The organism is Pseudomonas sp. YuFO8, from assembly GCF_035065025.1.
Taxonomy (GTDB): domain Bacteria; phylum Pseudomonadota; class Gammaproteobacteria; order Pseudomonadales; family Pseudomonadaceae; genus Aquipseudomonas; species Aquipseudomonas putida_AE.
In genome coordinates this window covers 176,757-190,293 of record NZ_JAXDEQ010000006.1, presented here as the reverse complement: position 1 = coordinate 190,293, position 13,537 = coordinate 176,757, and the positions used below count along the sequence as shown (strand labels likewise).

Here is a 13,537-nt window from a genome sequence, read left to right as displayed (position 1 = left end):
AAGAACTGCGCAGCTTAGGACAAGAGGAGCCCATCATGAAAGCGCCCCGCGTGACCCTTGATCAATGGCGAACGCTTCAGGCCGTGGTCGACCACGGCGGCTTCGCCCAGGCCGCCGAAGCGCTGCATCGCTCGCAATCGTCGGTCAGCTACACCGTGGCGCGCATGCAGGACCAGCTCGGCGTGCCATTGCTGCGCATCGACGGTCGCAAGGCGGTGCTCACCGAGGCTGGCGGCGTGTTGTTGCGCCGTTCCCGCCAATTGGTGAAACAGGCCAGCCAGCTCGAAGACCTGGCCCATCACATGGAGCAAGGTTGGGAAGCCGAAGTGCGCCTGGTGGTCGATGCCGCCTATCCGAGCGCCCGCCTGGTCCGTGCACTGACCGCGTTCATGCCGCAAAGCCGTGGCTGCCGCGTGCGCCTGCGCGAAGAGGTGCTGTCGGGTGTCGAAGAGGTGCTGCTCGAAGGCGTGGCCGACCTGGCCATCAGCGGTTTCAGCATTCCCGGTTACCTGGGCGCGGAGTTGAGCGACGTCGAGTTCGTCGCGGTCGCCCATCCGGAACACCCGCTGCACCGGCTCAATCGCGAACTGAATTTCCAGGATCTGGAAAGCCAGCTGCAAGTGGTCATCCGCGACTCCGGTCGCCAGCAGCCACGGGACGTCGGCTGGCTCGGTGCCGAACAGCGCTGGACCGTCGGTAGCCTGGCCACCGCCGCCACGTTCGTTGGCAGCGGCCTGGGATTTGCCTGGTTGCCAAGGCACATGATCGAACGGGAACTCAAGGAAGGCACGCTCAAGCTGCTACCGTTGGACCAGGGCGGCAGCCGCAACCCGAGTTTTTACCTGTATTCGAACAAGGACAAACCGCTCGGCCCGGCGACGCAGATTCTTATCGAGCTGTTGCGCACATTCGACACCGCCCCCCTGGACGCACCGTTCGCCGCCCCAGAACAAGCCTGACACGGAGGTAACGCATGGCCTATTTCGAACACGAAGGTTGCAACCTGCACTATGAGGAATATGGGCACGGCACGCCGTTGCTGCTGGTCCACGGCCTGGGTTCCAGCACCCTGGACTGGGAAGAACAGATCCCGGCGCTGGCCGCCCGCTACCGGGTGATCGTGCCGGACGTGCGCGGCCACGGGCGCTCCGACAAACCCCGCGAGCGTTATAGCATCGCGGGGTTCAGCGCCGACCTGGTGGCGCTTATCGAGCACCTGAACCTGGGGCCGGCCCACTACGTAGGGTTGTCCATGGGCGGCATGATCGGCTTTCAATTGGGCGTGGACCAGCCGCAATTGCTCAAGAGCCTGTGCATCGTCAATAGCGCACCCGAGGTCAAGCTGCGCAGCCGCGACGATTACTGGCAGTGGTTCAAGCGCTGGAGCCTGATGCGTGCGCTCAGCCTGCGCACCATCGGCGAAGCCCTGGGCGGCAAATTGTTTCCCAAGCCGGAGCAGGCCCAATTGCGACAAAAGATGGCCGATCGCTGGGCAAAAAACGACAAACGTGCTTATCTCGCCAGCTTCGATGCCATTGTTGGCTGGGGGGTTCAGGAACGACTGTCGAAGGTCACCTGTCCAACCCTCATCGTCAGCGCTGACCGTGACTACACGCCGGTCGCGCTGAAGGAAAACTACGTAAGACTGCTGCCCAATGCTCGGCTGGCAGTGATCGCCGATTCGCGTCACGCCACCCCGCTGGACCAGCCCGAACGCTTCAACCAGACGCTGCTGGAGTTTCTCGCCGCAGTCGACACTACCCCTCAGGATCACTGACCCATGCTGAAAAAAATCGCCCTCGCCGCTGGCTCCGTTCTGTTTGCCGCCAACCTGATGGCAGCAACGCCTGCCAAGGCGCCGCACGTTCTGCTGGACACCACCAACGGCCAGATCGAAATCGAACTGGACCCGGTCAAGGCCCCAATCAGTACCAAGAACTTCCTTGAGTATGTGGACAGCGGCTTCTACAACAACACGATTTTCCACCGCGTGATTCCGGGCTTCATGGTCCAGGGCGGCGGGTTCACTCAACAGATGCAGCAGAAAGAAACCAAGGCGCCGATCAAGAACGAGCACAAGAACGGCCTGGTCAACGTGCGTGGCACCCTGTCCATGGCCCGTACCTCGGTGCCTGACTCGGCCACCAGCCAGTTCTTCATCAACGTCAAGGACAACGATTTCCTCGACCAGGGTGACGGTTACGCGGTATTCGGCAAGGTGGTCAAGGGCATGGACGTGGTGGACATCATCGTCAATTCGCCAACCACCGTGCGCAGCGGCATGAAGGATGTGCCGGCAGACCCGGTGTTCATCAAGTCGGCCAAGCGCATCGACTGAAACCAAGCTGGACAAGGATGTCCGAGCCGTTGCCGGTTTCTCCCGGCAACGCTCAAACCGTTGAAGGAGAGCCCGTTCGCGGGTGAATAACCGATGCTTTATCGCCGCTTTGAAAAACTGATCGACGTATTCCGCGACGCCCCGACAGCCGCCCCGCCAGATCGGGTCCTGCCGTTCTATACCTACTACCTCAAGCAAGTCTGGCCGAGTTTCGCCGCCCTGCTGATCGTCGGCCTGTTCGGCGCATTGATCGAAGTGGCGCTGTTCAGCTACCTGAGCCGCATCATCGACCTGGCCCAAGGCACGCCAAACGTCGACTTCTTCAAGGAACACGGTCTCGAACTGACCTGGATGGTAGTGGTGGCGCTGGTGTTGCGCCCGGTGTTTGTCGGCCTGCATGACCTGCTGGTGCACCAGACGCTGAGCCCCAGCATGACCAGCCTGATCCGCTGGCAGAACCACAGCTACGTGCTCAAGCAGAGCCTGAATTTTTTCCAGAACGACTTCGCCGGTCGTATCGCCCAACGCATCATGCAGACCGGCAACTCCCTGCGCGATTCAGCCGTGCAGGCGGTGGACGCGCTGTGGCATGTGCTGATCTACGCCATCAGCTCCCTGGTGCTGTTCGCCGAAGCCGACTGGCGCCTGATGATCCCGCTGCTGACCTGGATCGTCGCCTTCATCAGCGCCCTTTATTACTTCGTGCCACGGGTCAAGGAACGTTCGGTGGTGTCCTCCGATGCGCGCTCCAAACTCATGGGGCGGATCGTCGACGGCTACACCAACATCACCACCCTGAAGCTGTTCGCCCACACCAATTTCGAGCAGCAGTACGCCCGCGAAGCGATCAAGGAGCAGACCGAAAAAGCCCAGCTGGCCGGCCGTGTCGTCACCAGCATGGACGTGGTCATCACCAGCATGAACGGCCTGTTGATCGTCGGCACCACAGGCCTGGCCTTGTGGCTGTGGACGCAGTCGCTGATCAGCGTGGGCGCCATTGCCCTGGCCACCGGGCTGGTGATCCGCATCGTCAACATGTCCGGCTGGATCATGTGGGTGGTCACCGGCATCTTCGAAAACATCGGCATGGTCCAGGACGGCTTGCAAAGCATCTCGCAGCCAGTCAGCGTCACCGACCGTGACCAGGCCAAACCGCTGGCGGTGGCCCGTGGCGAAGTACGCTTCGACAACGTGGACTTCCACTACGGCAAGCGGAGCGGGATCATCGGCGGGCTCAACCTGACGATCAAACCCGGCGAGAAGATCGGCCTGATCGGTCCGTCCGGCGCGGGCAAATCGACCTTGGTCAATCTGCTGCTGCGCCTCTACGACGTCGAGGGCGGGCGCATCCTCATCGACGGCCAGAACATCGCCGACGTCAGCCAGGAAAGCCTGCGCGAACGCATCGGCATGATCACCCAGGACACGTCCCTGCTGCATCGTTCGATCCGCGACAACCTGCTTTACGGCAAACCCGACGCCACCGACGCCGAACTCTGGGAGGCGGTGCACAAGGCCCGGGCCGACGGTTTCATTCCCACCCTCTCGGACGCAGAAGGCCGCAGCGGTTTCGATGCCCATGTCGGGGAACGCGGGGTGAAGCTTTCCGGCGGCCAGCGCCAACGCATCGCCATCGCCCGCGTGCTGCTCAAGGATGCGCCGATCCTGATCATGGACGAGGCCACGTCGGCCCTGGATTCAGAGGTCGAAGCGGCCATCCAGGAAAGCCTCGAAACCCTGATGCAGGGCAAGACCGTGATCGCCATCGCCCACCGGCTCTCGACCATCGCCCGGATGGACCGGCTGGTGGTGCTGGAAAACGGCAGGATCGCCGAAACCGGCAGCCACGCAGAATTGCTGGCCCATGGCGGTTTGTATGCGCGGTTGTGGCAACACCAGACTGGGGGTTTTGTCGGGATCGATTAGGCCCTGCACCCGCTAAAAAACCGCCACGCCCGCTACCCCGGGCGCTGGCGGTTTTTTTATGCCCACTGGAACTTTGGAAAAACAGTGCTGTACTCAGCCAAGGTTCTGGAGGTGGTTCTGCAGTCCATCTGCTGGATGCACAAGGCAGCAAAATCTCGAAAGGACACTCTCTCATGTCTCTGTTCAAACGTTCCGCTACAGAGTTGGTAGGTACCTTCTGGCTGGTGTTGGGTGGTTGCGGCAGTGCGGTGCTGGCCGCTGCTTTCCCGGACGTCGGCATCGGTTTGCTCGGGGTTTCCCTGGCGTTTGGCCTGACGGTGCTGACCATGGCATTCGCCATCGGCCACATTTCCGGTTGTCACCTCAACCCGGCGGTGTCGCTGGGGCTGGTGGTCGGCGGACGGTTTCCGGCCAGTGAACTGCCGGCCTACATCATCGCCCAGGTGCTTGGCGCGGTGATCGCCGCCGCCCTGCTGTACTTCATTGCCAGCGGCAAGCCCGGTTTCGAACTGGCGTCGGGCCTGGCGTCCAACGGCTTCGGTGAACACTCCCCTGGCGGCTACTCGATGGCGGCGGGATTTGTCTGTGAGCTGGTGATGACCGCCATGTTCATCCTGATCATCCTTGGCGCCACCGACAACCGTGCGCCAGCGGGGCTCGCGCCGATCGCCATTGGCCTGGCACTGACCCTGATCCACCTGATCTCGATCCCGGTCACCAACACCTCGGTCAACCCGGCACGCAGCACCGGCCCGGCGCTGATCGTCGGCGGCTGGGCGATCCAGCAGCTGTGGATGTTCTGGGTCGCGCCGCTGCTCGGCGCAGTGGTCGGCGGCGTGCTGTATCGCTTTCTCGGCAAGGAAAGCAGCTGACCGGCAGTACCGCGAAGATCAGCCTTGCCGGTAAGGCAAGGCGGTCTTCGCCTCATCCGCGTAGGCCAATACCCCGACCCGTTCCTGCTGCAAAAAGTCCTTCACGGCTGCTTTCAAACCCGGATGGCGCAAGTAATGCCAGGAGTGCGTGATGACCGGCTCGAAACCGCGAATCAACTTGTGCTCACCCTGGGCTCCGGCGTCGAAACGCGCAAAGCCATTGGCGATCGCGTAGTCCATCCCCTGATAAAAGCACGTCTCGAAGTGCAGCCGATCGAACTCCGCCAGGCAGCCCCAGTAACGCCCGTAAAAACTGTCGCCGCCGATCAGGCTGAACGCCATCGCCACGGGACGGGACCCTTGCCTGGCCAATACCACGCGAATGGATTGCGGCATGCGCTCAGCCAGCAGACTGAAAAACGCCCGCGTCAGGTAGGGTCTTTGCCGACGCACCGCGTAGGTATTGGCGTAGCAGGCGTAGACGAAATCCCACTGCGACTCGGTCAATTCCCGGCCTTCGAGCCATTCGAAATCGATCCCCTGCCCCGCCACTTGCTCGCGTTCCTTGCGCATCTGCTTGCGTTTGCGCGAACTCAGGACGTCGAGAAAGTCCTGAAAATCCCGATAACCACGGTTCTGCCAGTGATACTGACAGCCGATGCGCTGCAACCAGCCCGTATGTTCGGCCAGTGCCGCGTCGGTGAACGGGTCGCTGAAGTTGATGTGGGCACTGGAGAGTTGTTCGATCTCCAGGTAACCCGGCAGGCTCTTGAGTAATTCAAAACCATCCTCCACCCGCGCCGCCAGCAAGCGCGGGCCGCTGACCGGACTGAATGGCACTGCGGTCAGCAGCTTGGGGTAGTAATCGATGCCCGCGCGTTCGCAGGCATCGGCCCAGGCGTGGTCGAACACGTACTCGCCATAGGAATGCCATTTGCGGTAGCTGGGCAATGCCGCGATCAGCCGATCCCCTTCCATGTGCAGCAAATGCTCGGGTTGCCAGCCGGAATGGGGCCCGACACTGCCGCTGTCTTCCAGCGCGCCGAGAAACCCGTGACGCAGGAATGGTTGATTCTCGGGTACCAGCGCGTCCCAGGTGTGCGGGTCGATTTCGGACAGACTTTGCAAGCGTTGCAACGGCATCACCATCCTCACTCTTCATGGCGTGAAAGCCTCGCGAGTATCGCCTATCGGTGTGCATTGCACACGGGCATTTCGACGACAGCGCTCTAGATCAAGGGTTCGCAACGACTGTACATCGTCATAGACATGCCATCACTCTGCCACTGCACTGTAATAAACCATCGCGATACTGGCGCCTGTTTTTAGAGCGCCGGGTTATATCCGGCCACTGTTTTCCGTCCACCCCCATGGTCGGTTGTGCCCAGGATGGTCCAGCCATCCACTCTCATCTTCGGAGATTGATATGCGTCTTGCTTCCACGAAAACTGCGGCGGCCTTGTGTGGCGGCCTGTTGCTGGCCATGAGTGTTCCGGCCAGCGCCGCAGTCGACGCCAAACTGCTCGACATGCTCCGGGCTAACGGTTCGATTACCAACGCCCAGTACAGCGAATTGCAAGCCGAGTTGGCAAGGGATCAGAAGGACCAGCAAATCGCTCGTCAGGCCCAGCAAGAGACCAACGAGCAGATCGCGGCGACCGCGAAGAAAACCAATGAGCTGAGCACCTTCGACCAGAAACTGGCGTGGGCCGCCAAGACCCAATTCAAGGGCGACGTGCGTTTCCGTCAGGAAAACGTCCACAACGACGGCGTTTCCAACAACAAAGACCAGGACCGCCAGCGCATTCGTGCCCGCCTGGGTGCGTTCAGCGAAATCAACCCGCAAGTGGACACCGGCATCCGTATCGCCACCGGCAGCAGTGACGACGCTCGTTCCACCAACCAGGACCTGAACAACTACTTCGACAAGAAGCAGATCTGGCTGGACCTGGGCTATGTCGACTACCACCCCGACGCCATCAAGAACCTGCACGTGATCGGCGGCAAGATGCTGCAACCGTGGGTGAGCATGGGCGACATCATCTGGGACAGCGACATCAACCCTGAAGGCCTGGCCCTGACCTACAAGTACCCGCTGGGCAATACCGAACTGTTCGGCAGCGCCGGTCACTACACCCTCAAGGACAACGTCGATGGCGACGGCGTGCAGTTCAAGCACGACCTGCGTCTGTACGCTGGCCAGCTGGGTGCGCGTTTCGCCATTACCGACAACCTGAAATTGACCGTCGGCGGCAGCCTCTACAACTACGACAACGACGAAGACAGCACCTGCACCGCCACCACCTCGCCATGCGCTCTGGCCGTCAACGGTAACAGCCCGGGCGAAGAGTTCCGCCTGTGGGAAGGTTTCAGCCAGATCGATATCGGCGGCCTGCCAATGCCGCTGTCGCTCTACGGCCAGTACGTACACAACGCCGAAGCCAGCAACAATCAGGACACTGGCTGGCTGGCCGGGGTCAAGACCAAGCTCTACGGCTTCGGCCTGGACTACAACTACCGCGATATACAGCAGAACGCGGTGGTGGGTGCCTTCACCGACTCCGACTTCGCCAACGGCTTCACCGGTTCGCGCGGCAGCAAGCTGAAAGTCAGCTACGAGCTGGACAAGAACTTCACCCTGGGTGCGACGTACTTCATGGCGACTTCCGACTACACCAACGCCAGCGTCAACCTGAAAGACTCCGACATCAACACCCTGCAACTGGATGCCGAAGCGAAGTTCTGATGACCCCGCTACACGACTCCGGCATGGATGCCTGAGCCCCTTTTACAGCCTGGCGTTGATCTATCGGTCCCCATCATCCTCCGATATTTCAACGCTGGGCTGTTTCTATTGGCGCAAAAAAAATCGCAGCCTTCGGCAGCTCCTACAGGATCGGGTTTCAACCGCGATATCGCGATTGAACATCGATCCATGTAGGAGCTGCCGCAGGCTGCGATCTTTTCGGCGACAGCGAAAAAAATCAGCGCTTGCGCAACAGCACGCTACCAATCGAATAACCCGCACCAAACGAGCTGAGCACCGCCAGCGAGCCGGCAGCCAGATCATCCTGGTGCTTGTGGAACGCAATCACCGAACCTGCCGAACTGGTGTTGGCATAGGTATCGAGAATCACCGGCGCCTCCTGCTCGGTGGCTTCACGTCCCAGCAGCTTCCTGACGATCAGGTGGTTCATGCTGAGGTTGGCCTGGTGCAGCCAGAAGCGTTTCACGTCATTGACGTTGAGTTGGTTCTCTTCCAGGTGCGCAGCGATCAGCTCGGCGACCATCGGGCAGACTTCCTTGAACACCTTGCGGCCTTCCTGCACGAACAGCTTGTCCTTGGCTCCGATGCCCTCTTCCGCGGCGCGGTTGAGGAAGCCGAAGTTGTTGCGGATGTTGTTGGAAAATTTGGTCAGCAGTTTGGTGCTGACAATGTCGAACTGGTGACTGGAGGTGGCCAGGTCAGCGCGCTCGATGATTACCGCGGTGGCGGCATCGCCGAAGATGAAGTGGCTGTCGCGGTCGCGGAAGTTCAGGTGACCGGTGCAGACTTCCGGGTTGACCATCAGGACCGCCCGGGCCTGGCCCAACTGGACACTGTTGGCCGCGGCCTGGATGCCGAAGGTGGCCGAAGAGCACGCCACGTTCATGTCGAAACCGAAACCCTGGATGCCCAGCGCTTCCTGGACTTCGATGGCAATGGCCGGATAGGCGCGTTGCAGGTTGGAGCAGGCGACGATCACGCCGTCGATGTCCGCGGCGGTTTTGCCGGCGCGTTGCAAGGCTTGTTCGGCGGCGCCGATGGCCATCTGGCAGAGCACCGACCATTCGTCGTTGGAACGCTCCGGCAAGCGTGGCGCCATGCGTTGCGGGTCAAGAATGCCTTCCTTGTCCATGACAAAGCGGCTTTTGATGCCAGAGGCTTTTTCGATGAAGGCTGCGCTGGACTCGGTCAACGCCTCGACTTCACCACGGGCAATGGCCTGGGCGTTGTCAGCGTTGAATTGAGCGACATAAGCATTGAAAGACTGCACCAGCTCTTCGTTGGAGATGCTGTTGGCCGGGGTGTACAGGCCGGTGCCGCTGATGACGACGTTATGCATGGTCGTGTCTCTGATCTGTTCAGGCAGAAAGCATTGGTACAAACGTACCAATGCACAAAGGGTCTATTCCCATCCGTGGACGCAAACCTGGCATCGCTGTATTCCGGCCTGCCCGCGGCGGCGAAGGCTCAAAATCGCGGGGCCGGTGTTTATAGGCGCGAAGTTTGCCATAAACCTTGGATTTTGGCGCCTTTTTGCTGAATGTCGAATCCGCTTAAAGAACGACGCAAACCCTGTAGGAGCCCGGCTTGCCGGCGATGGCGTCTTCATGGGCGATGCAGGGCTCAAGGACGCTTTCGCTGGCAAGCCAGCTCCTACAAGGGTCCGGTCAGGCTTCGACTTGACTCCACTGCTTGCTCAGGCGCTTGTCGGAGATTGGCACTTTAGTCCCCAACTGCTGGGCAAACAGCGAAACCCGGTATTCCTCCAGCCACCAGCGGTACAACTCCAGCTGCGGGTCGCGCTTGCCTTCCTGGGCGTGTTTGTTGGCGCGGGTCTGGTATTGCGTCCAGAGGCCGGACAACTCGCCGCTCCAGACCCGATCCCGTTGCACCTGGGCGCCGATTTTTTCGAAACGCTGTTCGATGGCCTTGAGGTAGCGCGGCAGTTCCTTGAGCCACTGCATCGGCGTTTCCCGGACAAACCCCGGATACACCAGATGGCTGAGCTGCTGCTTGATGTCGTTCAGGGCCACGGCTTGCGCCAGGTCGATCTTGCCCTTGAAGCGTTTTTGCAGGCCGTGCCAGTGCTTGAGGATTTCCAGGGTCAGCCTGGCCACGCGTTCGGCATGTTCGGTCCAGGCCCCGCGCTTGCGTTCGGCCAACGCGGCCAATCCGGCGCCATCCCGTGGCAGCGGGTCTTCACCGTCGAGGATGCAGCTGTCGAGGCTGGCCAACAGAATGTCTTCCACCAATGCATCGACACGCCCCATGTCGCGATACAGCAGGCCCAGCTCGGTCAGGCCCGGCAACTTGCTACGCAGGAACTTCGCCGGCTCCGCCAGTTGCTGCATCAGCAGGCGCTGCAAGGCGCGGCGATGCTGGAACTCGGCTTCGGCCGGGGTCGAGAAACGTCCTTCCTTGACTGTCCCCGCCTCTTCCACCAGCGCCGGATAGACCGTCATCGACAGCCCGGCGATCTTCTGCTGGGTTTTCTCGGCCACGGCGGCAAACACTTTCGGCTCGACCGGCTGCTGGCTTTTCGCGGTTTGCGGCACGGCCAGGGCAGCCTGGCTGGCTTCGGCGAAACGCGCGGTCAGTTCGGCCAGGTCGCGCCCTTCGCCGAGGAACTTGCCCTGGGCGTCGACGATTTCCAGGTTCATCCGCAGATGGCTTTCGACCTGCTGCGCGGCCTCGCTCCAGGCTTCATCGCTGACCCGGGCGCCGGTCATGCGCAGCAACTCCCGACCCAGGGCCTGGGGTAATGAACCTTCAGCGAAGGTCATGCGCTGCAACGCGGCCTTGACGAAATCCGGCACCGGCACGAAATTCTTGCGCAAGGCCTTGGGCAGGTTGCGCACCAGGGCAATGCACTTGGCTTCGATCACCCCCGGCACCAGCCATTCCAGGCGTTCCGGCGGCAGCATCGGCAACAGTGGTGCCGGTACCCGCAGGGTCACGCCGTCGCGCGGGTGGTTCGGTTCGAAGTGGTAGCTCAGGGCCAATTCGAGGTCGCCGATGTGCAGCGTGTCCGGGTAATGCTGGGCGGTGACTTCACTGGCTTCGCGCGCCAGCACGTCCTCTTCGCGCATGATCAGCAGCTGCGGGTCTTTCTGGCTGTTGATCCGATACCAGCTGTCGAACGTCGCGGTCTGGTGGATCTCTGCCGGCAACCGCGCGTCGTAGAAGGCGTAGAGGGTTTCTTCGTCGGCGAGAATGTCCCGGCGACGGGCCTTGGCCTCCAGTTCGTCGAGTTGTTCCAGCAACTGCTTGTTGGCCGTCAGGCACTTGGCTTTCGACTGGATTTCGCCACGCACCAGCGCTTCGCGGATGAACAGTTCACGGGACACCACCGGATCGATCGGGCCGTAATGCACCGGCCGGCGGCCGACCACGATCAGCCCGAACAGGGTGATCTGCTCGAAGGCCACGACCTGGCCACGCTTCTTCTCCCAATGGGGTTCGAAGTGGTTTTTCTTGATCAGGTGCCCGGCCAGCGGCTCGATCCAGTCGGCATCGATCTTGGCCACCATCCGCGCATACAGCTTGGTGGTTTCCACCAGCTCAGCGGTCATCAGCCACTGCGGGCGTTTCTTGCCGATACCCGACGACGGGTGAATCCAGAAACGCCGCTGCCGCGCGCCGAGGTAATCGCCGTCTTCGGTTTTCTGGCCGATCTGGCTGAGCAAGCCCACCAGTACTGCCTTGTGCAGTTTCGGGTAATCCGCCGGCTCTTTGTTAAGGCTCAGCTGCATGTCGCGGCAGATGAGGCTCAACTGGCGATGGGAGTCGCGCCACTCACGCAGGCGCAGGTAATTCAGGAAATTCTTGCGACACCAGTTACGCAGCGGGCTGGCGGTCAGCGCCTGGCGCTGCTCTTCGAACCCACGCCACAGGTTGACCAGCCCGGCGAAGTCCGAGTCGGTATCTTTCCATTGCGCGTGGGCCTGGTCTGCGGCTTGCTGGCGCTCCGGCGGACGCTCGCGCGGGTCCTGGATCGACATGGCGCTGGCGACGATCAGCACTTCCTGCAGGCTGCCGAGCTTGGCCGCTTCGAGCAGCATGCGGCCCATGCGCGGGTCCACCGGCAGTCGCGCCAGTTGCCGACCGAGCGGGGTCAACTGACTGTTGCGGTCCACCGCCGAGAGTTCTTGCAGCAGGTTGTAGCCGTCGCTGATCGCCTTGCCATCGGGCGGCTCGATGAACGGGAATGCGCTGACCTCGCCAAGGCGCAGGTGCAGCATCTGCAAGATAACGGCGGCGAGGTTGGTGCGCAGGATTTCCGGATCGGTGAATTCCGGCCGACCGAGGAAATCTTCTTCGCTGTACAGGCGCACGCAGATACCCGGCTCGACCCGTCCGCAGCGGCCTTTACGCTGGTTGGCGCTGGCCTGGGAAATGGCTTCGATGGGCAGGCGCTGGACCTTGGCGCGATAGCTGTAGCGACTGATGCGCGCGGTGCCGCTGTCGATCACGTAACGGATGCCCGGCACGGTCAGCGAGGTTTCCGCAACGTTGGTCGCCAGCACCACGCGACGGCCCGGGTGCGACTGGAAAATCCGCTGCTGCTCGGCCGGCGACAGACGCGCATACAACGGCAGGATCTCGGTGTGCTTGAGCTGGGCCTTGCGCAGCATGTCGGCGGCGTCGCGAATCTCGCGCTCGCCGGGCAGGAACACCAGCACGTCACCAGGGCTACGGCGTTCGCTGCGCTCGTAGGCGGCAATTTCGTCGAGGGTGGCGAGGATCGCCTGATCCACCGTCAGGTCGTCCTCGACGCGGTTGCCCTCCTCATCCTGTTCCAGGGTCAGCGGGCGATACCAAGTGTCCACCGGGAAGGTACGGCCGGAGACTTCGACAATGGGCGCATCGTCGAAATGCTTGGAGAAACGCTCCAGGTCGATAGTCGCCGAGGTAATGATGACTTTCAGGTCCGGACGACGCGGCAGCAGGGTTTTCAGGTAGCCGAGCAGGAAGTCGATGTTGAGACTGCGTTCGTGGGCTTCGTCGACGATGATGGTGTCGTAGCGTTCCAGATAGCGGTCGTTCTGGGTTTCCGCCAGCAGGATGCCGTCGGTCATCAGTTTTATCAGGGTGTTGGAATCGCTCTGATCCTCGAAGCGCACCTGATAGCCGACCAGCGCGCCCAACGGCGTGCCGAGTTCTTCGGCCACCCGGGCCGCCACGCTACGTGCGGCGATTCGCCGTGGTTGGGTGTGGCCGATCAGGCCATGTTGCCCGCGGCCGATTTCCAGGCAGATCTTCGGCAACTGGGTGGTTTTACCCGAACCGGTTTCGCCAGCGATGATCAGCACCTGGTGCTTTTCCAGCGCTTTCTTGATTTCGTCGCGCTTGGCGGCGATCGGCAGGCTGTCGTCGTAACGAATCACCGGCAGGCTGGCGCGGCGGGCCAGCACCTGGTCACAGGACGCCTGCATCCGCGCCACCCACTGGGCCAGCTTGGCCTCGTCAGGTTTCTTGCGCAGCTCAAGCAACTGCCGCCGCAGCCGGTGGCGGTCGGCAAGCATGGCGTGATCGAGGTTTTTCAGCAGTTTGTCGATGGAGGGCGATTCGTCGGTCATCGGGTACGCAATTCAGTCGTCTAGTGGCGCAGGTCGGGGATTGTCGCAGATTTGA

9 protein-coding genes are annotated in these 13,537 nt (G+C 61.6%); 6 read left to right on the top strand and 3 right to left on the bottom strand.

The genetic code is table 11. The features are described 5' to 3' along the window. Window positions 1-35: 35 nt before the first annotated feature. The 5 genes from SOP95_RS08255 (at window position 36) to aqpZ (ending at window position 5,136) form a co-directional block, all read left to right on the top strand. A complete protein-coding gene (locus tag SOP95_RS08255; RefSeq protein WP_110964427.1) occupies window positions 36-959 on the top strand; it encodes a LysR family transcriptional regulator in 924 nt (307 codons plus the stop codon). A 14-nt stretch (window positions 960-973) separates the two neighbouring features. Then, window positions 974-1,777 carry an alpha/beta fold hydrolase gene (locus SOP95_RS08250; protein WP_274073576.1) on the top strand — a complete coding sequence of 268 codons (804 nt, stop codon included), beginning with the start codon at window positions 974-976 and terminating at the stop codon, window positions 1,775-1,777. Between the two features lie 3 nt (window positions 1,778-1,780). Beyond that, window positions 1,781-2,338 (top strand): peptidylprolyl isomerase A, encoded by a 558-nt coding sequence (locus SOP95_RS08245; protein ID WP_008060092.1) that lies wholly within the window; start codon window positions 1,781-1,783, stop codon window positions 2,336-2,338. 93 nt (window positions 2,339-2,431) lie between these two features. Continuing rightward, window positions 2,432-4,264, top strand: a complete 1,833-nt coding sequence (locus SOP95_RS08240) for an ABC transporter ATP-binding protein (RefSeq protein ID WP_323606776.1) — start codon at window positions 2,432-2,434, stop codon at window positions 4,262-4,264. Window positions 4,265-4,437: 173 nt separating this feature from the next. Then, window positions 4,438-5,136, top strand: coding sequence for an aquaporin Z (gene aqpZ / locus SOP95_RS08235; RefSeq protein ID WP_274073574.1), 699 nt, complete (start codon window positions 4,438-4,440; stop codon window positions 5,134-5,136). 18 nt (window positions 5,137-5,154) lie between these two features. Here the strand turns inward: aqpZ and SOP95_RS08230 are convergent, their stop codons facing one another. Beyond that, on the bottom strand, window positions 5,155-6,279 hold the full coding sequence (locus SOP95_RS08230; protein WP_323606774.1) for a GNAT family N-acetyltransferase: 1,125 nt from the start codon (window positions 6,277-6,279) through the stop codon (window positions 5,155-5,157). A gap of 283 nt (window positions 6,280-6,562) precedes the next feature. On the opposite strand from SOP95_RS08230, the gene SOP95_RS08225 reads away from it, so the two are divergent. Then, a complete protein-coding gene (locus tag SOP95_RS08225) occupies window positions 6,563-7,882 on the top strand; it encodes a putative porin (protein ID WP_274073572.1) in 1,320 nt (439 codons plus the stop codon). A 238-nt stretch (window positions 7,883-8,120) separates the two neighbouring features. Here the strand turns inward: SOP95_RS08225 and SOP95_RS08220 are convergent, their stop codons facing one another. Then, window positions 8,121-9,242, bottom strand: coding sequence for a beta-ketoacyl-ACP synthase III (locus tag SOP95_RS08220; RefSeq protein WP_274073571.1), 1,122 nt, complete (start codon window positions 9,240-9,242; stop codon window positions 8,121-8,123). Window positions 9,243-9,570: 328 nt separating this feature from the next. Further along, window positions 9,571-13,482, bottom strand: coding sequence for an ATP-dependent RNA helicase HrpA (gene hrpA / locus SOP95_RS08215; protein WP_323606773.1), 3,912 nt, complete (start codon window positions 13,480-13,482; stop codon window positions 9,571-9,573). Between the last annotated feature and the right edge of the window lie 55 nt (window positions 13,483-13,537).

Excerpts from the sequence above, each read along its gene's own strand:
- SOP95_RS08255 (WP_110964427.1), top strand. The coding sequence starts at position 36 with ATGAAAGCGCCCCGCGTGACCCTTGATCAATGGCGAACGCTTCAGGCC.
- SOP95_RS08250 (WP_274073576.1), top strand. The coding sequence starts at position 974 with ATGGCCTATTTCGAACACGAAGGTTGCAACCTGCACTATGAGGAATAT.
- SOP95_RS08245 (WP_008060092.1), top strand. The coding sequence starts at position 1,781 with ATGCTGAAAAAAATCGCCCTCGCCGCTGGCTCCGTTCTGTTTGCCGCC.
- SOP95_RS08240 (WP_323606776.1), top strand. The coding sequence starts at position 2,432 with ATGCTTTATCGCCGCTTTGAAAAACTGATCGACGTATTCCGCGACGCC.
- aqpZ (WP_274073574.1), top strand. The coding sequence starts at position 4,438 with ATGTCTCTGTTCAAACGTTCCGCTACAGAGTTGGTAGGTACCTTCTGG.
- SOP95_RS08230 (WP_323606774.1), bottom strand. The coding sequence starts at position 6,279 with ATGCCGTTGCAACGCTTGCAAAGTCTGTCCGAAATCGACCCGCACACC.
- SOP95_RS08225 (WP_274073572.1), top strand. The coding sequence starts at position 6,563 with ATGCGTCTTGCTTCCACGAAAACTGCGGCGGCCTTGTGTGGCGGCCTG.
- SOP95_RS08220 (WP_274073571.1), bottom strand. The coding sequence starts at position 9,242 with ATGCATAACGTCGTCATCAGCGGCACCGGCCTGTACACCCCGGCCAAC.
- hrpA (WP_323606773.1), bottom strand. The coding sequence starts at position 13,482 with ATGACCGACGAATCGCCCTCCATCGACAAACTGCTGAAAAACCTCGAT.